Below are 23,312 nucleotides of genomic sequence, written 5' to 3'. Positions count from 1 at the left end.
ACAACGAGGAAAATTATGAGCAAGGTTTCAATCACCCTTCCTGACGGATTTATTCTCGGTGCGGCGGCTTCCGCGTGGCAAACCGAAGGCTGGAGTGGCAAAAAGGACGGGCAGGATTCGTATCTGGATCTCTGGTACAAAAACAACCGCCACGTCTGGCACAACGGCTACGGCCCGGCGAAAGCCACCGATTTCATCAACCGCTACAAGGAGGACGTGGCGCTGATGAAAGCCAGCGGACTGAGCCATTACCGCACCTCGGTCAACTGGTCGCGATTTCTGACTGACTATGAGCTGGGCACCGTCGATGAAGAATATGCGGCGTACATCGGCAATCTGCTCGATGAGATGAAGCGCAACGGCATTGAGCCGATGCTGTGCCTCGAACATTACGAATTACCGGCGTATCTGCTTGAAAAATATGACGGCTGGAGTTCGAAAAAAGTCGTTGAACTGTTTGTCCTGTACGCGGAAAAAGTGCTTGAGCGCTTCGCCGGAAAGGTCAGCCGCTGGTTCACTTTCAACGAGCCGGTAGTGGTGCAAACGCGCGTCTATCTGGACGCAATCCGCTGGCCGTTCGAGCAAAACACCGGTAAATGGATGCAGTGGAATCACCACAAAGTGCTGGCAACCGCCAGAGTCGTCGAGTTGTTTCACCGTAAAGGTTACGGTTCGCACGGCACGATGGGCGTGATTTTAAACCCGGAAGTGACGTACGCCCGTTCAGCGGCGGCGCACGATCAGAAGGCGGCGCATTTATACGATTTATTCTATAACCGCGTATTTTTAGACCCGATGATTAAAGGCGAATACCCGCAGGAATTGCTCGATTTGCTGCAAAAGCACGACGTGCAATTTGATTATTCAGAGCAGGAACTGGCGATTATCCGTAATAACACGGTGGACGAGGTGGGCATTAATTTGTATTACCCGCACCGTGTTAAAGCGCCGTCCCGCGAATGGAATAAAGAGACGCCATTCCATCCCGCGTTTTACTACGAACATTTTGAACTGCCGGGCCGACGGATGAATAAATCCCGTGGCTGGGAAATTTACCCGAAAATTGTTTATGACTTTGCAATGCGCATTAAAACGGAATACGGAAATATTCCGTGGTTTATTGCTGAGAACGGAATGGGCATTGAAAATGAAGGCCAGTTCCGTGATGCCAGCAGCGGGGAAATTCAGGACGATTATCGTATTGAATTTATTGCCGAACATCTTTACTGGACATTAAAGGCGCGGGAAGACGGTGCACATTGCCGGGGATATATGCTCTGGGCTTTTACCGATAACGTCTCGCCGATGAATGCGTTTAAAAACCGTTACGGGCTGATCGAGATTGATCTTGATAACAACCGTGATCGCCGTCAGAAGAAATCATCTCACTGGTTTAAATCGCTGAGTGAAAGTGGTGTGTTGTCTTTAACACTGGACGATGAAGATAAATAACCCGAGGAAACATTATGAAACGACTCGTTTTAGCTTGTTCGGCAGGGATGTCCACTTCCCTTGTGGTCACCAAAATGGAAAAAGAAGCCGCCGCCCGCGGGCTGGAATTTAAGATCTACGCCATCCCGGAAAATAATCTGCGCGACGAACTCGAGGCCTACGGACGTGACATTCAGGTCGTGCTGTTAGGGCCGCAGGTGAGGTTCAAACTGGCGGAAAATAAAAAGCTGACGGATGAACACAACATTCCCATCGCCGTGATCGACATGGTGGCATACGGAACCCTGAACGGCGCCAAAGTGCTGGATCAGGCATTAAGTTTGATACACTGACCCTTCAGCGTAGGTCCATTGGCTCTGTCTTTGGAGCCAATTTGTCAGTCTTTGCATCAGGGTGAAAGTGTGGATAAAGGTGTGGTTTCGCAGGACAGAAAGCAGTATCAGGAAATCGGGCATGACCTGCGCGAGCAAATCAAGCAGGGGCATTTCGCTGTGGGTTCCCGCCTGCCGCCTGAACGAAATATGGCTGAAACCTACGGCGTCAGCCGGACTATCGTGCGCGAAGCCCTGCTGATGCTGGAACTCGAAGGCACGGTGGATATTCGTCAGGGCTCCGGCGTTTACGTGATCCGCATTCCGTCGCAGGAAGAGGGCGAAGACGAGCTGATGTATCAGGGGCAGATTGGCCCGTTTGAAATTTTACAGGCGCGGCAGTTGCTCGAAAGTAACATTGCCGCGTTTGCCGCCAAAATGGCGACCAAGGCAGATATCGAAAACCTGCGCCGCACGCTGGAGCAGGAACAAATCGCAATTGTCGCCAACGACGAAAGTGGCGATAACGACCGGCTTTTTCACCTGCTGATCGCCGGTGCCACGCAGAACCAGATGCTGCTCGATTCCGTCAAAAATATCTGGATGCATCGCGACTCCAGCCCGCTCTGGAAGCAATTACACAGCCACATCGCCACGCGCGGTTACCGGCTGAAATGGCTGGCTGATCATCAGAATATTTTGGCCGCACTGCGCCGCCGCGACGTGATGGGTTCGTATCAGGCCATGTGGCAGCACATGGAAAATGTGAAGAACACGCTGATGGAACTTTCTGACGTTGATGCGCCGGAGTTCGACGGTTATCTGTTTGAATCTGTGCCGATTTTTCAGGGGAAACTGGTCTGAGTATGAAGATCATCAATCTCAGCGAACGCCCGGAGTTTCAGGAAACCGTCACGGACTGGCTGTGGAAAGCGTTTGGCAGTGAAAACAGCCGGGCGTTTTTTGAAAGCGTCGTGCAAAGCAGCCTGCGCGGTGCGGATTTGCCACAAACCTTTATCGCGCTTGAAGGCGAAACGCTGGCGGGAACGGTCGGGTTATGGCGCTGCGATTTAATCAGCCGTCAGGATCTCACCCCGTGGCTGGCGGCGCTGTACGTTGATGAAGGTTTCAGGTCGCGCGGGTTAGGGTGGGAATTGCAGGCTTTCGTGCTGGAACACAGCCGCCGCAGCGGCTTTTCCGAACTCTATCTCTACGCTGAATTTACCGGCTACTACGAACGGTTTGGCTGGAAATACATCGGCGATGCGCTGGATTACCCTGACAAACCCGTCCGCGTTTACCAGCAATTTCTTTAATTCCCCGGAGAACTCACCGAGTGACGGCGCACCAGCGTCGGGCTGAACATGTGCGTGGTTTCGGGCAACGGCTGGCCGTTTGCCAGCGCTAACGCCAGCTGCGCAGCCTGATTCGCCATCGCGACAACCGGATAACGCACCGTGGTCAGACGCGGGCGCAGATAGCGCGAAATCAGCACGTCATCAAACCCGATAAGAGAAATTTCCCCCGGCACATCAATGCTGTTATCGCTTAATACCGAAAGCGCACCGGCGGCCATCGGGTCGTTGTAGCAGGTCACGGCGGTAAAGCTTTTACCTAATCCCAGTAAGTCCGCCATCGCTTTTTCGCCGCCGATTTCATCGGGTTCGGCGTAGGCAATCAGTTTGTCATCGACAGGAATATTGTGTTCGGTCAGCGCGTCAATGTAGCCCTGAAGACGGTCGCTGGCATCGGAAATGCCGTGGTTGGAACACAAAATGGCGATGCGCTGATGCCCGGCCTGAATCAGATGGCGGGTTGCCAGCCAGGAACCGTAGCGGTCATCAAGCGCAATGCAGCGCTCCTCGAAACCGGGCAGCGTGCGGTTGATCAGCACCATGCCGGGAATTTGCTGCATCAGGCTGGTCAGTTCATCTTCCGGCAGCATTTTGGCGTGAACCACCAGCGCCGCACAGCGGTGACGGATCAGCTGTTCGATGGCCTGACGCTCTTTTTCCACATTGTGATAACCGTTACCAATCAGCAGGAAATTGCCGGTCGCATACGCCACCTGTTCGACGGCTTTTACCATCGCGCCAAAAAATGGATCGGACACGTCGGCCACAATCAGGCCCAGCGTTTCGGTGGCCTGCTGTGCAAGGGCGCGGGCGTTGGCATTCGGATGATATTGCAGATGCTGCATGGCGTTCTGTACGGCTTCCCGCGAGCTTTCACTGGCTTTCGGGGAATGATTTATCACGCGTGAAACGGTCGCAACCGATACGCCTGCCAGTTTTGCTACATCCTTAATCGTTGCCATAACTCTTCCGCTATTCCGTGAGGGTAATCGTTTACACTGCCCAGTTTTGCGGAAAAGACCAGTGGCTGCAAGGATGTCGATCGCAACTTTTCGATGCAAGACGCATGTAACGGGAAAAGAATGCCGTCTTTAACGGAAATCGCAGCCTGAAAGGGCCGAAATGGGTTTGATTAAGATGATTTGTTCTTTGAACTGAGAACGGCGCGAATGTTATTTTTAAGGCTATTCACCCGCGCTGAGAAAAAGAAAAAATGTCGATAAAACGTTACCCGCAACTGGCTCACTGGGGCGCGTATACCGCCGTGGTGGAAGATGGCCGCCTGATCCGCTGCGAGCCTTATTCCGCCGATGCTGACCCTTCGCCTTTACTCGATTCGATTGCGCCGCTGGTGTATTCGGAAAAACGCATCCGCAAACCGGCGGTGCGCCGTTCCTGGCTGAAAAAACGCGAAAACAGCGACCGCTCGCTGCGCGGGCGTGAAGATTTTGTCGAAGTGGACTGGGATCTGGCGCTGGATCTGGTGGCTGAAGAGAACAAACGCGTGCGCGACCGCTATGGCGCATCCGGGATTTTCAACGGCTCTTACGGCTGGTCTTCTGCGGGGCGTTTACACCATGCCCGTTCGCTGGTGCGCCGTTTTTATTTCACCGGCGGCGGTGGTGTGGATCAGCAGGGCAATTACAGCTGGGGCTCGGCGCAGTTTTTCCTGCCGTATGTGATTGGCACATTTACGCCACTGACCGGGCGCGTCACGTCGTGGCCGAGCGTGGTGGAACACGCGGAAATCCTGCTGGCCTTCGGCGGTCTGGCGCTGAAAAACGCACAAGTGGCGTCCGGCGGCGCGGTGGAACATACGCTGAAACCGGCGCTGGAACAGCTGGCGAAAAAAGGCACGCGGGTGATTAACATCAGCCCGATGCGCGATGACTGCCCGGCGTTTGTGAATGCCGAGTGGATCCCGATCCGCCCGAACACTGACGCGGCGCTGATGATGGCGATCGCCTATGAAATTCAGCGCAAAGACGCACAGGACGATGCGTTTCTGGCCAGCCACTGCGTGGGTTATCCGCAGCTTGCGGCGTATCTGCGCGGTGATACCGACGGCGTGGCGAAAACGCCGGAGTGGGCGAGCCACATTACCGGCGTTCCGGCTGAACGTATTGCACGGCTGGCTGACGATCTGACGGGCGTCCGCAGCTTTATCACCTGTTCTTATTCCGTGCAGCGCGCCCATCGCGGCGAACAGCCGTACTGGATGATGATCGCCATTTCCGCCATGCTGGGGCAGGTCGGTTTGCCGGGCGGCGGTTTCTCGTTTGGTCACGGTTCGATGAACAGCGTCGGCAATCCGCGTTTTGACACGCCTGGGCCTGCCGTCAGCGCCGGGCCGAATCCTTCTGGTTTGTCGATTCCTGTGGCGCGCATCAGCGACATGTTGCTCAACCCCGGTCAGCCGTACGAATTCCAGGGCGAGACCCTGAATTATCCGGACATTCATCTGGTCCACTGGGCGGGCGGTAATCCGTTCCATCACCATCAGCAGCTTAACCGTCTGGTCGAAGGCTGGCATAAACCGGACACCGTGATCGTGCAGGATAACGTCTGGACGCCCGCTGCGCAGATGGCCGACATCGTGCTGCCCGCGACCACCTCGCTTGAGCGTAATGATATCGGCGGTTCTTCGCGTGACCGTTTCGTGCTGGCGATGCATCAGGCCGTCGCGCCGCAGCATCAGGCGCGTAACGACTTTGATATCTTCGCCGATATTGCCGACCGTCTCGGTTACCGCGAACAGTTCACGCAGGGGCGCAACGAAGATCAGTGGCTGCGCCATATTTACCGTCAGTGCGGTGAAGCGCAGAAAGGCACCGGCGTGGAATGGCCGGACTTTGAAACGTTCTGGGAACGCGGTTTTGTTGAATTGCCGACGCCGGAAAAAGATTACGTGTTCTTTGAGGAGTTCCGCAAAAGCCCGCGTGCGAATCCGCTGGGCACACACAGTGGAAAAATCGAATTGTTCTCCGAAACCATCGCCGGATACGGTTACGAAGATTTCGCCCCGCACCCGGAATGGCAGCCGCCGGTGGAGTGGCTGGGCGCAGAAACGGCCAAAGAGTGGCCGCTGCATCTGATTTCCATCCAGCCGAAAGACCGGTTGCACAGCCAGCTCGATCAGTCGCCGCTGGCGCAGTCGAACAAAACGGCCGGGAAAGAAACGCTGTTTATGCACCCTGAAGACGCGGCCAGCCGCCAGCTGAACGACGGCGACCGGGTGAAAGTGCATAACGCGCGCGGCAGCTGTCTGGCCGGGGTTTCGTTCAATGACGGCATTACGCGCGGCGTGGTGCTGATGTCCACCGGTGCCTGGTTTGATCCGGGCTTTGGCGGCAAATGGCAGGAAACCGAGCAGGCGGGAAATCCGAACGTGCTGACGCTGGACATCGGCACGTCGCGTTTAACGCAAGGGCCGAATGCGATGAGTTGCCTGGTGGAAGTCTCACAATCCGCATTAAATGACTAAAATCGGGGCTATTTTCACCACTGGTTACACTTTGCGGAATTATGTTTCGATTGCGTGCTGGCTGAGGATCGTGCAAATCCGCTAAATTGAACGTCCCAGAGGTATTGATTGGTGAATCATCAACGTGCTCTGCATGTTGATACCGATTAAATTTGCACCAACCTACGCGGATGCGTAGGTTTTTTTTTGCCTAAAACCTGACAACCTCATCAGGCTCCTCCTAAACTCTCATCTGACTGTCGTGATTCTTCCGCCGCTTATAGTATGCTGTTTCCCCAACCTTTTTCTTTCAAGATCAGGGATGACACATAAGGAGATGGCAAACATGTATAACTTTCTTTTCGCCGCGTTCAGGTGGCTGTTCCGCATAGCGTTCCGGGTGACGGTCACGCCGGCGAAATCCTCATTTAATTACCCGCGTTTACTGCTCACGCCCAACCATGTTTCTTTTATAGACGGCATGCTGCTGGTGCTTTTCCTGCCGGTCAAACCGGTGTTTGCGGTGTATTCCAACATTACTGATACCTGGTTTATGCGCTGGCTGAAGCCGTACGTGGACTTCATGCCGCTGGACCCGACCAAACCGATGGCGATTAAGCACCTGATCCGCGAAGTGGAGAAGGGGCGTCCGGTGGTAGTTTTCCCGGAAGGGCGTATTACGGTTACCGGTTCATTAATGAAAATTTACGACGGCGCGGCCTTTGTGGCGGCGAAGTCACAGGCCACGGTGATCCCGATCCGCATTGACGGCGCAGAATTTACGCCGTTTGGTCGCCTGTTCGGCAGTTTCAAAATCCGCTGGTTCCCGAAAGTGACGATCAACGTTTTGCCGCCGGTGACGATCCCGATGCCGGAAGCCGCGCGTTCCCGCGACCGCCGCGTGCTGGCCGGTGAGCAATTGCATAAAGTGATGATGCAGGCGCGCATGGAAACCCGCGAGCCGGAAACGTTGTATCAGGCGTTCCTGTCGGCGCAAACCCGCTATGGCCGCCGCAAACCCTGCATCGCCGATGTTTCTTTCAAGGAAGATTCTTATCAGGGCCTGCTGAAAAAATCTCTCGGCGTCAGCCGTATCCTGCAACGGTTTACCCGCGAAGGGGAACACGTCGGGATGCTGCTGCCGAATGCCACGATCATGGCGGCGGCGCTGTTTGGCGCGTCTATGCGCAACCGTATTCCGGCATTGCTCAATTACACTGCCGGCGCGAAAGGGTTGCAAAGCGCCATGAAAGCGGCGCAAATCAAAACCATTATTACGTCCCGCCAGTTCCTCGAAAAAGGCAAACTGACGCATCTGCCGGAGAATGTCCCGGAAGCCAACTGGGTGTATCTGGAAGATTTAAAAGATACCGTCACGTTACAGGACAAACTGTGGATCCTGCTCCACCTGATTGTCCCGCGTCGCGCGATGTTGCCACAGCAACCTGACGATGCCGCGCTGGTGCTGTTTACCTCCGGCTCCGAAGGCAATCCGAAAGGCGTGGTCCATTCCCATGCGAGCCTGCTGGCGAACGTCGAGCAAATCCGTACCGTGGCGGATTTCACCCCGCGCGACCGTTTTATGTCCTCCCTGCCGCTGTTCCATGCGTTCGGGCTGACCGTCGGTCTGTTAACGCCGATCATGACTGGCGCGCGCGTGTTCCTGTATCCGAGCCCGCTGCATTACCGCATCGTGCCGGAGCTGGTCTACGATCAGAACTGCAACGTGTTGTTTGGTACGTCCACCTTCCTCGGCAACTATGCCCGCTTTGCACATCCTTATGATTTTGCCCGCTTGCGCTATGTCGTTGCTGGCGCTGAAAAACTGGCGGAAAGTACTAAGGAAATCTGGCAGAACAAATTCGGTATCCGCATTCTCGAAGGTTATGGCGTGACCGAATGCGCGCCGGTGGTGGCGATTAACGTGCCGATGGCCGCGAAAGTGAATACCGTCGGTCAGATTCTGCCGGGAATGGAATCACGTCTGATTAAAGTGCCGGGCATTGAAGAGGGCGGACGCCTGCAACTGCGTGGCCCGAATATCATGAAAGGCTATCTGCGCGTTGAAAATCCGGGCGTACTGGAAGCGCCGCAGGCCGAAAATGCCGACGGCGAAATGCAGGCTGGCTGGTATGACACCGGCGATATCGTCACGCTGGATGACAAAGGTTTCTGCGCCATTCGTGGCCGCGTGAAGCGTTTTGCCAAGCTGGCCGGTGAAATGGTGTCGCTGGAAAGCGTCGAGCAACTTGCCATCAAAGCTTCACCGGATAAACAACATGCAGCGACGTCCCGCAGCGACAGCAGCAAAGGCGAAGCATTGGTGCTGTTTACCACCGACCCGGAATTACGCCGTGATGCCCTGAGCAAAGCCGCCCGCGAGCTGGGGCTGCCGGAACTTGCGGTGCCGCGTGATATTCGTGTGATTAAAGCCTTGCCGTTGCTGGGCAGCGGTAAACCTGATTTTGTCACCCTGCGCCAGATGGCAGAAAACCCGGAGAGTGAGGCATGAGCCAACCTTCTATGGCGGCAGCGCCGCTGATGTCGAAAAGCATGACGGCGGTGATCGTCGCGCAGTTTCTGTCTGCGTTTGGCGATAACGCGCTGCTGTTTGCCGCGCTGGCACTGATCAAACAACAGCTGTATCCCGACTGGAGCCAGCCGGTTTTGCAGATGGCGTTTGTCGCGACCTATATCATTCTTGCGCCGTTCGTCGGGCAGTTCGCGGACAGCTTCTCGAAAGGCCGCGTGATGATGGTTGCCAACCTGCTCAAACTCGGCGGGGCGGCGGTGATTTGTGCCGGGCTGAACCCGTTCCTCGGCTATACGCTGGTAGGGATTGGCGCGGCGGCGTATTCACCGGCCAAATACGGCATTCTGGGTGAAATCGCCAGCGGCGAGCAGCTGGTGAAAGCCAACGGCATGATGGAAGCCTCGACCATTGCTGCGATCCTTCTCGGGTCGGTGGCAGGTGGCGCGCTGGCTGACTGGAGCATTCTGGCGGCGCTCGGCATCTGCGTGCTGGCGTATGGCGCGGCGGTCGCGGCGAACTGGTTTATTCCCAGGCTGACACCGGCGCGTCCGGGGCAATCCTGGAACCCGGCCAAAATGACGCGGACGTTTTTCTCTGCCTGCAAAACCTTGTGGCAGGACGGCGAAACCCGCTTTTCGCTGGTCGGTACCAGCCTGTTCTGGGGCGCGGGCGTGACGCTGCGTTTCCTGCTGGTGCTGTGGGTGCCGGTGGCACTCGGTATTACTGATAACAAAACGCCGACACTTCTGAATGCGATGGTCGCCATCGGGATTGTGTTTGGTGCCGGTGCGGCGGCGAAACTCATCCGTCTGGAAACAGTGAAACGCTGTCTGCCTGCGGGTGTGGCGATCGGGATCGCGGTCGTCGTGTTCGCCCTGCAAACCAGCATGCTGAGTTCGTATATTGTGCTGGTGGTTGTCGGGATCCTCGGTGGTTTCTTCGTGGTCCCGCTGAACGCACTGCTACAGCATCGCGGTAAAATTTCCGTCGGTGCCGGTAATGCGATTGCGGTGCAGAACCTCGGCGAGAACACGGCGATGTTGCTGATGCTGGGTTTGTATTCGCTGGTGGTGATGGCGGGTGCGCCGGTCGTGGCGATTGGTATCGGCTTCGGCGTGGTGTTTGCGCTGGCGATTACCGCGCTGTGGATCTGGAAGAATATGCAGAAACGCCGTCTGGCGTAATGCTGTTTTTATAGCAATTCCGCAAAAACAAAAGGGCGCTGAGCGCCCTTTTTTAATGGCTGTGATACGGCGTTTGTTACGGCGCCGGAATGGTGAAGCGTTTGTGGATTTCTTCCAGCTCAACCAGAATATCGCCTTCAAGCGTCAGGTCCTGACTGTCGATATTGATCTTCAGTTGTTCCAGCGTGGTCGCGCCCAGCAGCGTGCTGGCGACAAACGGTTGCTGGCGCACGAAGGCCAGAGCCATCTGCGAAGGATCCAGATTGTGTTTTTTCGCCAGCGCCACATATTCCGCGATCGCCGCTTCTGACTGCGGTGAGGAATAACGGGTGAAGCGGCTGAACAGCGTATTACGGGCATTCGCCGGTTTCGCGCCGTTCAGGTATTTCCCGCTCAGGGTACCGAACGCCAGGCTCGAGTACGCCAGCAATTCGACGCCTTCGAACTGGCTGATTTCTGCCAGACCGATTTCAAAGCTGCGGTTGAGCAGGCTGTACGGGTTTTGAATGGAAACAATGCGCGGCAGATCGTGTTTCTCGGCCAGTTGCAGATAACGCATCACGCCCCATGGCGTTTCGTTGGAAACACCGATGTAGCGGATTTTACCGGCGCGCACCTGCTCGTTCAGCGCTTCCAGCGTTTCCAGCAGCGTGACCGGAGACTGATCCTGCGTGTACTGATAGCTCAGTTTGCCAAAGAAATTGGTCTGACGCTGCGGCCAGTGCAACTGATATAAGTCCAGATAATCCGTATTCAGACGTTTCAGGCTGGCATCCAGCGCCGCGCGGATATTTTTGCGATCCAGCATCTGGCCCGGACGGATGGAATTGTCGTTGCCGCGCGAAGGACCGGCGACTTTACTCGCCAGAATGATCTTCTCGCGGTTGCCGCGGGCTTTCAGCCAGCTGCCAATATAGCTTTCCGTCAGCCCCTGAGTTTCAGGACGCGGCGGAACGGGGTACATTTCTGCGGTATCAATCAGGTTGATGCCCGCCGCAACGGCGTAATCCAGTTGCTGATGGGCGTCGGCTTCGCTGTTCTGTTCACCAAAAGTCATGGTGCCAAGTCCCAGTAAGCTCACTTCTAAAGAACTGTGGGGTATACGGTGATATTGCATTGCCGGTCTTCCTTTCTATCTGAGAATGTCAGCCTAACGAAAAAGCGCCTTTACTGACTATATACAAGGCTGGAACAAGGGGGAAGGGGGCAACTATCCTGCAATAACGCGGGTGGCACGTATGGCTACCCGCGTTACCGCATCAGGCAGGATGGGGTGGGGCGCGGTGCTTAGCGTTTCATGACCTGGCTGACGTTATCGTTGTTGATCTGACGCTTATTGCCCTGTTCATCGGTGTAGCTGAGCAGGCCGGTGGATTTATCCAGTTCCGGTTTGCCGTCGGTCAGGATCATATTGCCGTCTTTGGTGGAAATCACGTAGTCGCTGGCGCAGCCTGAGAGGCCAAAAACCACAAGTGCAGCACCGGTCAGCATCAAAGTTTTCTTCATCATCGTTGTTATTCCTTTGGTTACGTCGAAGATTTTTCGTTATGGGAAATGATCTACAGTCTAGCGTAGCAAAAGGAATCCAAAGTGGCAGAAAAGGTGTGTGAAATTTTATAAATTTCGGTATTCAAAGCAGAAAGTGGCGGGACAGCAGCGCGCCGGTGAAACGCTTCTTAAGATAAAAGCCGCGGGGAAGTGTCAGGATCGGCTGTCCGAACTCGCCGATAGCTTCTGTCAGCGCCTTACTGTTCGCGGCTTTCGGGCGCAGTTGCAGGTATTCACCGTGACGGGCCGTTATGCTTTCAACTTTGCCGAGCACGATTAAATCCATCAGCTCTTCCCAGTCCTGACGCAGCTGTTCATCTTCTTCCTGCGACGGTTGCCACAGCAAAGGTGCACCGATATGCCGTTCTGCCAGCGGGATCTGACGTTCGCCTTCTACAGGGATCCACAGCACGCGGGCCAGTTTGTGCCGTACATGGCTGCTTTCCCACGTCACGCCGCTGTTTCCGGTTAGCGGGGCGACGCACACGAAAGTGGTTTCCAGCGGTTTCCCCCGGGAATCGACCGGGATCGTTTTCAGCTCAATGCCGATATCGGCAAAATCCTGCTCGGGTTTACTGCCCGCGATGGCACCGAGATACACTTCCAGCAACATGCCGACCCAGCCTTTTTCACGTTTCAGATTCGCCGGAATTGGCAAACCTGCGCGTGCGGCCAGTTCGCCTAATGTATGACCCGCAAGAGATTGCGCGCGTTGCAGCAGCGCGTTTTCGTCGCGGGGCGGTTGTGTTGCAGGTAAAGGAATCGACATAAAAAACAATGCTCATTCAATAGATTAAATTTCGTACTGCTTTCATCCGGCGCAGTGAATAAAAAGTTATACCTGCGCGGCGGCGGAATAATAGCATGATTTATCTTAGTTTTTTTTCCGCATTCCGGCGGATTTTGCAGGCTAAAGATTAGGTTGATCACCTGTTGAAGGCGACAATAAACAGGATCTTCCACCTAGTTATCCACAGATTTCTTGGATAACCTCAGGTTTATCCGATCACTGGTTCGATTTACAGGCTTGACGTATGGGGTTTTATCCAATTTTTGCCCCGGCAACGTCAACTTTTAGTCGATCGCTGTGGATAAAAACGTCATTGGTCGATCTTTCGCCAGATCACTTTCCAATGTGATTTGGCTCTCATTTTATAACGTGGGATAACGTGTTTATCGGCCTTCAATTTTATGTTTTTTAAGTGTTTTATTGGTTTTCATTTTTTGCGGGAAAATAAGTTCAGAAGAGTTTTACCCTGCTTACTCTGAAGTTCTTCACATATCTATCCACAGAAAAAGTGAATAAAATCGCGGGTGTTTTCCCAAATCTGTTTATAACTTTGGTTATAACTGTGAGTTATCCCATTTTTATTCATGCCGATCGGCGTTAACCAGTGGTTTACCGCCTGTTGGTAGTATGAAACAATCAGAACATCTATGATTTTAAGCTATTGAGGTAGTCCGGTGATCGATGATGATGGCTACCGCCCGAATGTTGGTATCGTAATCTGTGACAAGCAGGGTCAGGTGTTATGGGCCAGACGATACGGTCAGCACTCCTGGCAGTTTCCACAGGGGGGCATAAACCCCGGTGAAACCGCTGAGCAGGCCATGTACCGCGAGCTGTTTGAGGAAGTGGGGCTTGGCCGTAAAGATGTACGTATTCTGGCTTCGACCCGTAACTGGTTACGTTATAAATTGCCAAAACGTTTGGTGCGTTGGGACACAAAGCCGGTTTGTATCGGCCAAAAGCAAAAATGGTTCTTGCTGCAACTGATGTGCAACGATGCGGATATCAATATGCAGCGCAGCAGCACGCCTGAATTTGATGGCTGGCGTTGGGTGAGTTTCTGGTATCCGGTTCGTCAGGTGGTGTCATTTAAACGTGATGTTTACCGTCGTGTAATGAAGGAGTTTTCCACCACCATTATGCCGATGCAGGAAGTCTCTCTTCCAAAGACATCACCCGCTTATCGTCGTAAAAGAGGCTAAGTCACGAAGAAATGCTCACGCGTTTGCGAGAAATTGTTGAAAAGGTAGCAATGGCGTCCAGCCTGAATGATGCGCTGGACGTACTGGTCAACGAAATCTGCCTGGCGATGGACACCGAAGTGTGTTCCGTCTATCTCGCTGACAATGACCGCCGTTGTTACTATCTGATGGCGACGCGAGGTTTGAAAAAACCTCGCGGGCGAACTATTACCCTGGCGTTTGATCAGGGGATCGTGGGTCTGGTCGGGCGTCTGGCTGAACCCATCAACCTTGCCGATGCGCAGAGCCACCCGAGTTTCAAATATATCCCTGCCGTAAAAGAAGATCTTTTCCGATCCTTCTTAGGCGTGCCGATCATTCACCGTCGTCAGCTGCTGGGCGTGCTGGTTATTCAGCAGCGCGAGCATCGCCAGTTTGATGAAAGTGAAGAGTCCTTTATGGTTACGCTGGCAACGCAGCTGGCGGCAATCCTTTCCCAGGCACAGCTTAATGTTCTTTACGGACGTTTTCGTCAGACCCGCGTGCGGGCACTGGCCGCATCGCCCGGTGTGGCGATTGGGATCGGCTGGCAGGACAGCTCGCAACCTTCGCTTGAGCATGTCTACATGGCGTCCACGCTGGACACCGTTCGCGAACGCGAGCGGCTGACCCGCGCACTGGAAGATGCCGGTGCAGAATTCCGCCGTTTCAGTAAACGGTTCACGGCCAGCGCGCAGAAAGAAAGCGCGGCAATTTTCGACCTCTATTCCCACTTACTCAATGATGCGCGTCTCAAACGCGAACTGTTTGCGCAGATTGATCAGGGCGCAGTGGCGGAATGGGCGGTCAAAAAGGTTGTTGAAGAATTTGCGGCTCAGTTTGCCAGCCTCCAGGATACCTATCTGCGTGAGCGCGGCAGCGATTTACGCGCACTCGGCCAGCGGCTGGTGTTTCATCTCGACGATACCATCCAGGGCAATACTCAGTGGCCGGAACGTTTCATTCTGGTCGCCGATGAACTGACAGCGACATTGCTGGCGGAAGTTCCGCAAGACCGGCTGGCGGGGGTCGTCGTCCGCGACGGTGCAGCGAACTCGCATGCCGCAATTTTAGTCCGTGCGATGGGCGTGCCAACCATTATGGGCGCGGATATTCAGCCCGCGCTGCTGAGCCAGCGTCAGCTGATTGTAGATGGTTACCGTGGCGAACTGCTGATTGACCCGGAAGCCGTTCTGGTGACGGAATACAAACGTCTCATCAGCGAAGAAATGGAGCTGAGCCAGAAAGCCGAAGATGATGTTGAGCAACCGGCTGCGCTGAAAAGCGGCGAGCGGGTACAGGTTATGCTCAACGCCGGGCTTAGCGCTGACCACGAAAAACTGTTTGGCAGCCGCGTTGACGGTGTCGGGTTATACCGCACGGAAATTCCGTTCATGCTGCAAAGCGGCTTCCCTTCCGAAGAAGAACAGGTCGCGCAGTATCAGGGCATGCTGCAATTATTCCCGCAAAAATCGGTGACGCTGCGCACGCTGGATATCGGCTCTGACAAACAACTGCCGTATATGCCGATCAGCGAAGAAAACCCGTGTCTGGGCTGGCGTGGAATTCGCATCACGCTCGATCAGCCTGAGATTTTCCTGATTCAGGTTCGCGCCATGCTGCGCGCCAACGCGGCGACCGGCAATCTGGGTATTCTGCTGCCGATGGTCACCAGCCTCGAAGAGATTGATGAAGCTCGACGCCTGATTGACCGCGCCGGACGTGAAGTGGAAGAACAGCTGGGTTATGAGCTGCCGCCGACGCGTCTGGGCGTCATGATTGAAGTGCCTTCGATGATCTTCATGCTGCCGGCTCTGGCCGGAAGAGTGGAGTTTATCTCCGTGGGCACCAACGATTTAACGCAATATCTCCTGGCCGTCGATCGCAACAACACCCGCGTCGCCGGGCTTTACGACAGCCTGCATCCGGCGATGCTGCGTGTGCTTAAGCAGATTGTTACCAGCGCAGAAGCCGCCGGGCTGGATGTCAGCTTGTGCGGTGAAATGGCCGGTGACCCGATGGGTGCGCTGCTGCTGACCGGCATGGGGTTCCGCAATCTCAGCATGAATGGCCGCAGCGTGGCGCGTATAAAATATCTGCTCCGCCGTATTGAATTACACGATGCCGAAGAGCTGGCCAGCCGCGTTTTACAGGCGCATTTCACCACGGATGTCCGCCATATGACGGCGGCATTTATGGAGCGACGCGGGCTGGGCGGCCTGATTCGCGGCGGTAAATAAACACCTTACGCGGTACGCCGTACCGCGTGACTTCTGCTCTGGCCGCATTCCGGCGAACGATGAGATGATTTTTTACAGAACTTTTCCAGCGGCTTAGCCCCGGAAAACCTCCCGGCTATGCTACTATTCGCACCCTGCTGGCCCTTAACCGGGCGATAATGATAAACAATTTGTGGTGATAGATGAGCAACAGCTATCTGGCGTTTCCCCAGTTTGACCCGGTGATTTTCTCCATCGGGCCGGTATCTCTTCACTGGTACGGACTGATGTATCTGGTCGGTTTTGTCTTTGCAATGTGGCTGGCGGTACGCCGTGCCAACAAGCCAGGCAGCGGCTGGAAAAAAGAGGAAGTAGAGAATTTACTCTATGCCGGTTTCCTCGGTGTCTTCCTCGGTGGCCGTATCGGTTATGTCTTCTTCTACAACCTGCCACTGTTCCTCGATAACCCTCTGTATCTCTTCAAAGTGTGGGACGGCGGTATGTCCTTCCACGGTGGCCTGATTGGTGTGATCGTCGTGATGCTGATTTTCGCACGCCGTACCAAGCGTAATTTCTTCCAGGTTTCCGATTTTATTGCTCCGCTGATCCCGTTTGGTCTGGGTGCAGGACGTCTGGGCAACTTCATCAATGGCGAACTCTGGGGTCGTGTGACCACCGATGTGCCTTGGGCGATGCTGTTCCCCGGCTCACGTCAGGAAGATATCGCAATTGCCGCCGCAGACCCGAAATGGCAGCCGCTGCTTAACCAGTACGGTGTACTGCCGCGCCATCCTTCGCAGTTGTATGAACTGCTGCTGGAAGGCATCGTATTGTTCATCATTCTGAACGTATTTATTCGCAAATCACGCCCGATGGGCGCGGTATCAGGCTTGTTCCTGATTGGCTACGGCTTATTCCGCATCATCGTCGAACATTTCCGCCAGCCGGATGCGCAGCTGGGCCTGTTCGATGGGATCATCAGTATGGGGCAGGTTCTGTCCATCCCGATGGTGGTCATTGGCCTGATTATGATGGTCTGGGCATATCGCCGTCCGCAGAAACAATTGTCGTGAGGTAACATGAAACAGTATCTGGATTTAATGCAGAAAGTGCTCGATGAGGGCACCCCTAAAGCCGACCGTACCGGTACTGGCACGTTGTCGATTTTTGGTCATCAGATGCGTTTCAATTTGCAGGAAGGCTTCCCGCTGGTCACCACGAAAAAATGCCATCTGCGCTCCATCATTCATGAACTTCTGTGGTTCCTGAAAGGCAAAACTAATATCGCCTATCTGCGTGAAAACAACGTCAGCATCTGGGACGAGTGGGCAGATGAAAATGGTGACCTCGGCCCTGTGTACGGCAAACAGTGGCGTGCATGGGGTGCGGCTGATGGCACGCAAGTTGACCAGTTGTCGAATGTGATTAAGCAACTGAAACAGGACCCTAATTCCCGCCGTATCATTGTTTCGGCCTGGAACGTGGGTGAGCTGGATCAGATGGCGCTGGCGCCGTGCCACGCCTTCTTCCAGTTCTATGTGGCGGACGGCAAATTGTCCTGCCAGCTGTATCAGCGCTCATGCGATATCTTCCTCGGCCTGCCATTCAATATCGCCAGCTATGCATTGCTGGTTCACATGATGGCGCAACAATGCGACCTTGAAGTGGGCGATTTTGTCTGGACCGGTGGCGATACTCACCTGTACAGCAACCACATGGAACAGACGCATTTGCAACTGAGCCGTGAGCCACGCGCGTTGCCTAAACTGATTATCAAGCGCAAACCTGCCTCCCTGTTTGATTACAACTTCGAAGATTTTGAGATTGAAGGGTACGATCCGCACCCGGCAATCAAAGCGCCCGTCGCTGTCTGATCCTTCGCTGTTTGCCGCCTGCCACTCTGGTCAGGCGGCCATTTCCGTTAACGCCTTTCTCCCTGCTGCCGTACGTTTTACACCTTTTCCTGACGATTTCTGCCCCGATTTCTAATTTCATTTCATTCCTGCGAGGCGTCGCGCAACGATTTTGCTGTGTACGCTTCGTTGCACATATTGTTCCCGAGGCGTGCCGGAAAAATGCGTTTTGCCTGTGGCGGGTAAAATTTAAATGCCTAACCTGACCGCATGAAAACAATACAACGGACAGGAGAACAGGGAATGTCGCTGATAGAAATGATGGTCGTGGTTGTTATCGTAGCGATGTGCGCGCTGTGGGGAATGCACAGCTGGCGCGGTTATCAGCAGGCGTTGAAGCTTGAACAGCACGCTCAGCGGCTGCGTCTGTATTTTTATGGTATTCAGACCGGAGCCAACAATTACAACCGTTCCGCGATACTGTGGGTGATGAGCGGAAAGGGCGGTTGCGTGGGAACCGGGCAGCGTGCGGCGGATTGCAATGTGGCTGGTAGTAAGGTGTTTACGGTTGATGATCCTGAAATTGAACTGCTCGATTTTTCTGACAACGCGACCGGTTTTTACGGATTGCGAAATTCGGCCGTGCCGGGACATCTCACCCTGAAAAATGCGGCAGGCAGCCTGCGGATTGTCCTTTCTGCGCGGGGAAGATTGCGGATATGCAGTGAAAATCAGCCTTTACTGGGGATCGCATCATGCCAGTAATCCCGCGAAACAGCCTCGGTTTCACGCTGCCGGAAGTGATGATGGCGATGGGATTGGGCAGTATGCTGATGCTCAGTGCCGCGCAAATTTACCCAATGATGCGCCAGAGAAGCCAGAGCCTTGGCAGACATTATCAGCTGGATCAGCTTCTGCGTCAGACGGCATTTACGATGGAGAAAGATCTCAGACGGGCTGGTTTTTGTAATGGCATCTGTGAGGGAAAGCCCGTCCTTATCGGCAATGCTGACGGAGAAGCGGCGGGCTCCTGCGTCATTGCCATTTACGACCTGAACCGCAACGGAAAATGGGAAAACCCCGGCACCGCTGAATCTGAATATTTTGGCTATCGTCTGCGTCAGGGAGGCATTGAAATCCAGCGCGGAGCCTCCGGTTGCAGCGGTTCCGGCTGGGAAAAATTGCTCGACCCTGCCGAAGTCAGCGTGACAAGGTTTAACGTCACAGAACAAACCAGTGGTTCTGCCGGCCATTTGTTTACTTTGGAACTCGAGGCCCGGTGGAGCCGAAATCCTTTTATCCATCAGCAGGTCCTGGCGCAGGTTGCGGGGCATAACTTGTGAAGGCTGTTGTGAATTTTACCGGTGCGGAACGCCAGCGCGGCAGCGCCATTATATTGAGTGTTATGGTGATGATGGGGCTGGGGCTTATTGCCCTTAACTCATTACAGCAGCAACTTTCGGCCGGGCTGGCGCTGACTTCCAGCCAGCACCGGTTCGTTATTGCCTGGGAAAATGCTTCAACGGCTCTGGCCTGGGGAATTCAGCAAAGCTGGAAGGCTTCTACCGGTTCAGACTGGCAATGCCAGGATGTGGCCGCAGGTTTACTGATTTCAGGAAAAGGTCGGGTCTGTGTGCGCCCGTCACTGCGTCCGGATGTGTTTCTGCTGCGCGGTGCAGGGCAAATGGCCGAAGGCGGTGAGCCTGTCATGCAATTTCAGCAAGCCAGTGGCAAAAAGCAGGCTGACGGCACTCTGGTTTTTATCCCGCTAAAACAAGGCTGGCTGGATTTCTGCCCGGAAAATAATGAGCTGATTTGTAATGGTTAGTGCATCCGGAAAAGAAGATATCTCACAGCAGGGTTTTAGCTTGCCGGAAGCATTGATAGCCGCACTGTTGCTGTCGGTGTCTGTTTTAGGGTTGCTGAATTATTACCAGTCACTGACCTATGGTTTTATGCGTCAGTGGCAGGTACAACAGGCGTGGTCAGAGGCACATTCGCAGCTGGAAGCTTACGCCGCAACCGGCCAGAGCCACGAAACTGTCATGAAAGGCTGGGAATATCAGCTGTCGGGGATATCTTTCGGGCAATCATGCCAGCGGGTCAATATTGTTATCCGGTCACCTGCAAAATATCAGGCAATTTTGCAGCGTCTGATCTGCAAACAGAATGGCTAAATGGCAGCAGAACGGCTTCAGAATAAGTCGGGAAAATACCCTCAAGCCGCTTGCAATGACGGGCTAACAGCTTAGAGTGGTTTAACAGGGTGATTTTCCCCTGGAGGAAACGCCCGGTTCGGGAACAAAATGTGACGGAGCTCCTGACTGCTCATCCCGGTTCGATTTTTTTGACAACTATCCTGCGTCTGCGGGGTCTGAACAGACCTGATAGCAGAAAACAGCAGGTTGAGATCCATCAGTTGTTGAACTGTTTATTTTTAGTGCCCGCGGGCATATTTACTCGATTGAGGGAGAGTGGCAATGTTGAAACAGGTTACCCGAATTTCCGGGTTACTGTTGTTATTGACCTTTTGGGCCCCTGGAGTCGCAAGCGCCGCCAACTGGCAGCCTTATGCACAAGCTATTAATAAAAGTCAGAACGACCCCCGTCGGTATCAGGCGATCAAGCTTGAGAATGATATGACGGTATTGCTGGTTTCTGACCCTCAGGCGCCCAAGTCACTTGCTGCGCTGGCTATTCCCGTGGGTTCGCTGGAAGACCCTGATTCCCAGCTTGGCCTTGCCCATTACACAGAACACATGCTTCTGATGGGATCGAAAAAGTATCCTCAGCCTGAAAGCCTCTCTGAATTCCTCAAAAAACATGGCGGCAGCCATAATGGCAGCACCGCGTCTTACCGCACGGCCTTTTATCTGGAAGTTGAAAATGATGCCCTGCCTGAAGCCGTAGATCGCCTTTCGGACGCCATCGGTGAGCCATTGCTGGACCCGGCTAACGGTGACCGTGAGCGTAATGCGGTGAATGCCGAACTGACCATGGCGCGTTCGCGTGACGGGATGCGTATGGCTCAGGTTCGGGCCGAAACGTTAAACCCTGAACACCCGGCGGCCCGTTATTCCGGTGGTAATCTCGATACGTTAAAAGATAAACCGGGTAGCAAACTTCACGATCAGCTCACCGCGTTCTATCACCGCTATTATTCGGCCAATCTGCTGGTCGGGGTTATCTACAGCAATAAACCGTTGCCGGAGCTGGCTGATCTGGCTGCCAATACTTTCGGAAAGATCACTAACCATCATGCCGTTGTACCGCCGATTACCGTACCGACGGTGACGGCAGAGCAAAAAGGTGAATTTATCCATTTTGTTCCCGCGCAGCCACGCAAAGAATTGCGCATTGAATTTGCTATCGACAACAACAGCGCAGATTTTCGCAGTAAAACAGATACCTATATCAGCTATCTGATTGGTAACCGCAGCCCGAATACGCTGTCAGACTGGTTGCAGAAACAAGGTTACGCAGACGGGATCAGCGCCGGAGCAGACCCGATGGTTAACCGGAATATGGGGGTATTTAATATCTCTGTTTCCCTGACGGATAAAGGTCTTGCCCAGCGTGACACAGTGATCGCCGCGATTTTCAGTTATCTCAACGAAATGCGGACACAGGGCATTAAGAAGTCTTATTTCGACGAAATTGCTCATGTTATGGCGCTTGATTTCCGGTATCCCGCGTTAACCCGCGATATGGATTATGTAGAGTGGCTGGTGGATACCATGCTACGTGTTCCGGTTGAACACGTGCTCGATTCACCGTATCTGACCGATCAGTACGATCCCAAAGCAATCGCATCGCGTCTGGATGAAATGACGCCGCAAAATGCGCGCTACTGGATCATCAGCCCGAATGAACCGCACAACAAAATGGCTTACTTTATGGATGCACCTTACGAAGTTGATAAAGTGCCGCCGCAAACTTTTGAACAATGGAAAACGCTGGCGCAGGGCATCACGTTGTCGCTGCCAGCGCTGAACCCGTACATTCCCGATTCTCTGGCGCTGGTGACGAAAGACTCGACGGCGACCAAACCTGAGTTGCTGGTGGAAGATAAAGGGCTGCGTGTCTTCTATATGCCGAGCCGGTACTTCGCCGATGAACCGAAAGCCAATGTCACGGTGTCTTTCCGTAATGAAGAGGCACTGAGTTCGGCAAAAAATCAGGTGTTGTACGGCCTGACGGATTATCTGACCGGCGTCGCGTTTGATCAGCTGAGCTATCAGGCGTCCATCGGCGGCATTACGTTCGGGACGTCTCCGGATAATGGCCTGCAATTTACCGCCACCGGCTTTACTGAATGTCTGCCTGATTTGCTGGCGGCATTAGTGGATAACTATCCGAACTTTAAGCCGACACAAGAACAGCTGGATCAGGCGAAATCCTGGTATCTGGAACGCTTATCTTCAGCCGATAAAGGCAAAGCTTTCGAACTGGCGTTACAGCCGATCCAGCTGCTTTCCCGTGTGCCGTATACCGAACGCGCCGAGCGTGAAAAGTTAGTCGCGCAGATTACGCTTGATGACGTGAATAATTACCGTGAACAGCTGATTCACCATGCCGCCGTCGAAGTGATGGTGGTGGGTAATATGACCGCCGATCAGGTCAGGGCGATGTCACAGCAGATTATGCAAAAGCTGGGCGCGCACGGAACCGAATGGTGGCGCGGTAAGCAAGCTGAAGTTTCTGAGCCGATGAAGGCCAATATCCAGCGTACCGGCACCAGTACAGATTCTGCACTGGCGGCGGTGTATGTGCCACGCGGTTATGACGAAGTTCAGAGTATGGGCTACAGTGCGCTGCTGGGGCAGATTATTCAGCCGTGGTTCTACAGCCAACTGCGTACGCAGGAACAGCTGGGATACGCGGTATTTGCCTTCCCGATCCCGGTGGGCAAACAATGGGGTATCGGCTTCCTGCTGCAAAGTAACAGCAAACAACCTGACTATCTCTATCAGCGCTATCTGGCATTTTATCCGCAGGCTGAAAAGCGTTTGCGGGAAATGAAAGATGATGAATTCCTGCAATATAAGCAGGGGCTGGTGAATGAGATGCAGCAACGTCCGCAAACGCTGGATGAAGAAGCCGATCGTCTGGGCAATGACTTCAGCCGTGGAAATGCTCAGTTTGATACCCGGGCCAATGTGATCCGTGTGATTGCCGGATTGACGCAGACTCAGCTGGCTGACTATTTCCATCAGGCTGTAATTGCGCAAGATGGTCTGGCGATGCTGTCTCAGGTTTCCGGCAACGACAGTAAAACGCCGCAGTATGCTGCGCCGGAAGGCTTCAAAACCTGGCCGGATACGTCAACCCTGCAGCAGGCTCTGAAATCGCAGACCAGCAAATAGAACTTCCAGACTTCAGTA

20 protein-coding genes are annotated in these 23,312 nt (G+C 54.1%); 16 read left to right on the top strand and 4 right to left on the bottom strand.

Annotated features, from left to right (window positions below; all coding sequences use genetic code 11):
* Positions 1-15: 15 nt before the first annotated feature.
* The 4 genes from IV433_RS20600 (at position 16) to IV433_RS20585 (ending at position 3,079) form a co-directional block, all read left to right on the top strand.
* A complete protein-coding gene (locus IV433_RS20600; protein WP_195815735.1) occupies positions 16-1,452 on the top strand; it encodes a glycoside hydrolase family 1 protein in 1,437 nt (478 codons plus the stop codon).
* Between the two features lie 14 nt (positions 1,453-1,466).
* Entirely contained in the window at positions 1,467-1,784 is a 318-nt protein-coding gene (locus tag IV433_RS20595; RefSeq protein WP_101079257.1) for a PTS sugar transporter subunit IIB, read from the top strand.
* Positions 1,785-1,853: 69 nt separating this feature from the next.
* Positions 1,854-2,627: an FCD domain-containing protein gene (locus IV433_RS20590; protein WP_152325445.1), complete on the top strand. Its 774-nt coding sequence runs from the start codon at positions 1,854-1,856 to the stop codon at positions 2,625-2,627.
* Positions 2,628-2,629: 2 nt separating this feature from the next.
* Positions 2,630-3,079, top strand: a complete 450-nt coding sequence (locus IV433_RS20585) for a GNAT family N-acetyltransferase (protein ID WP_195815736.1) — start codon at positions 2,630-2,632, stop codon at positions 3,077-3,079.
* Here IV433_RS20585 and galR read toward each other — a convergent pair.
* Complete coding sequence (gene galR, locus IV433_RS20580; RefSeq protein WP_152325427.1) at positions 3,076-4,080, bottom strand: HTH-type transcriptional regulator GalR; 1,005 nt, start codon at positions 4,078-4,080, stop codon at positions 3,076-3,078. The two genes, IV433_RS20585 and galR, sit on opposite strands and share 4 nt — an antisense overlap.
* Before the next feature lie 251 nt (positions 4,081-4,331).
* On the opposite strand from galR, the gene IV433_RS20575 reads away from it, so the two are divergent.
* The 3 genes from IV433_RS20575 (at position 4,332) to lplT (ending at position 10,298) form a co-directional block, all read left to right on the top strand.
* Positions 4,332-6,602, top strand: coding sequence for a molybdopterin guanine dinucleotide-containing S/N-oxide reductase (locus IV433_RS20575; protein WP_195815737.1), 2,271 nt, complete (start codon positions 4,332-4,334; stop codon positions 6,600-6,602).
* A 325-nt stretch (positions 6,603-6,927) separates the two neighbouring features.
* Positions 6,928-9,093 (top strand): bifunctional acyl-ACP--phospholipid O-acyltransferase/long-chain-fatty-acid--ACP ligase, encoded by a 2,166-nt coding sequence (gene aas / locus IV433_RS20570; protein WP_195815738.1) that lies wholly within the window; start codon positions 6,928-6,930, stop codon positions 9,091-9,093.
* Positions 9,090-10,298, top strand: coding sequence for a lysophospholipid transporter LplT (gene lplT / locus IV433_RS20565; protein WP_195815739.1), 1,209 nt, complete (start codon positions 9,090-9,092; stop codon positions 10,296-10,298). The genes aas and lplT overlap by 4 nt, the downstream gene beginning before the upstream one ends.
* 76 nt (positions 10,299-10,374) lie before the next feature.
* Here the strand turns inward: lplT and IV433_RS20560 are convergent, their stop codons facing one another.
* From IV433_RS20560 to mutH, 3 genes are all read right to left on the bottom strand, one after another.
* Entirely contained in the window at positions 10,375-11,415 is a 1,041-nt protein-coding gene (locus IV433_RS20560) for an NADP(H)-dependent aldo-keto reductase (RefSeq protein ID WP_195815740.1), read from the bottom strand.
* Between the two features lie 170 nt (positions 11,416-11,585).
* Positions 11,586-11,804: a YgdI/YgdR family lipoprotein gene (locus IV433_RS20555; RefSeq protein WP_195815782.1), complete on the bottom strand. Its 219-nt coding sequence runs from the start codon at positions 11,802-11,804 to the stop codon at positions 11,586-11,588.
* 124 nt (positions 11,805-11,928) lie between these two features.
* Positions 11,929-12,615 carry a DNA mismatch repair endonuclease MutH gene (gene mutH, locus IV433_RS20550; RefSeq protein WP_195815741.1) on the bottom strand — a complete coding sequence of 229 codons (687 nt, stop codon included), beginning with the start codon at positions 12,613-12,615 and terminating at the stop codon, positions 11,929-11,931.
* A 695-nt stretch (positions 12,616-13,310) separates the two neighbouring features.
* Here mutH and rppH point away from each other — a divergent pair.
* The 9 genes from rppH (at position 13,311) to ptrA (ending at position 23,294) form a co-directional block, all read left to right on the top strand.
* Complete coding sequence (rppH, locus tag IV433_RS20545) at positions 13,311-13,838, top strand: RNA pyrophosphohydrolase (protein WP_101079247.1); 528 nt, start codon at positions 13,311-13,313, stop codon at positions 13,836-13,838.
* A gap of 11 nt (positions 13,839-13,849) precedes the next feature.
* The gene (gene ptsP, locus IV433_RS20540; RefSeq protein ID WP_195815742.1) at positions 13,850-16,096 is read left to right on the top strand and encodes a phosphoenolpyruvate--protein phosphotransferase; all 2,247 of its coding nucleotides are present in this window, start codon (positions 13,850-13,852) and stop codon (positions 16,094-16,096) included.
* 182 nt (positions 16,097-16,278) lie between these two features.
* Positions 16,279-17,148, top strand: coding sequence for a prolipoprotein diacylglyceryl transferase (gene lgt / locus IV433_RS20535; RefSeq protein ID WP_152325434.1), 870 nt, complete (start codon positions 16,279-16,281; stop codon positions 17,146-17,148).
* 6 nt (positions 17,149-17,154) lie between these two features.
* Positions 17,155-17,949 (top strand): thymidylate synthase, encoded by a 795-nt coding sequence (gene thyA / locus IV433_RS20530; RefSeq protein WP_195815743.1) that lies wholly within the window; start codon positions 17,155-17,157, stop codon positions 17,947-17,949.
* A 249-nt stretch (positions 17,950-18,198) separates the two neighbouring features.
* Positions 18,199-18,693, top strand: a complete 495-nt coding sequence (locus tag IV433_RS20525) for a prepilin peptidase-dependent protein (protein WP_255534127.1) — start codon at positions 18,199-18,201, stop codon at positions 18,691-18,693.
* Positions 18,684-19,271: a prepilin peptidase-dependent protein gene (locus IV433_RS20520; protein WP_195815745.1), complete on the top strand. Its 588-nt coding sequence runs from the start codon at positions 18,684-18,686 to the stop codon at positions 19,269-19,271. Before IV433_RS20525 ends, IV433_RS20520 begins: the two co-directional genes overlap by 10 nt.
* A complete protein-coding gene (locus IV433_RS20515; protein WP_326838670.1) occupies positions 19,268-19,756 on the top strand; it encodes a YgdB family protein in 489 nt (162 codons plus the stop codon). Before IV433_RS20520 ends, IV433_RS20515 begins: the two co-directional genes overlap by 4 nt.
* Positions 19,749-20,105: a prepilin-type N-terminal cleavage/methylation domain-containing protein gene (locus tag IV433_RS20510; protein ID WP_195815746.1), complete on the top strand. Its 357-nt coding sequence runs from the start codon at positions 19,749-19,751 to the stop codon at positions 20,103-20,105. Before IV433_RS20515 ends, IV433_RS20510 begins: the two co-directional genes overlap by 8 nt.
* A gap of 303 nt (positions 20,106-20,408) precedes the next feature.
* Positions 20,409-23,294 (top strand): pitrilysin, encoded by a 2,886-nt coding sequence (gene ptrA, locus IV433_RS20505; protein ID WP_195815747.1) that lies wholly within the window; start codon positions 20,409-20,411, stop codon positions 23,292-23,294.
* Positions 23,295-23,312: the final 18 nt, after the last annotated feature.

Origin of the sequence: Rahnella laticis, from assembly GCF_015644585.1 — a bacterium.
GTDB classification, from domain to species: Bacteria; Pseudomonadota; Gammaproteobacteria; order Enterobacterales; family Enterobacteriaceae; genus Rahnella; species Rahnella laticis.
The sequence above is the reverse complement of the archived record's forward strand: the minus strand, read 5'-3'. Positions and strand labels throughout refer to the sequence as shown.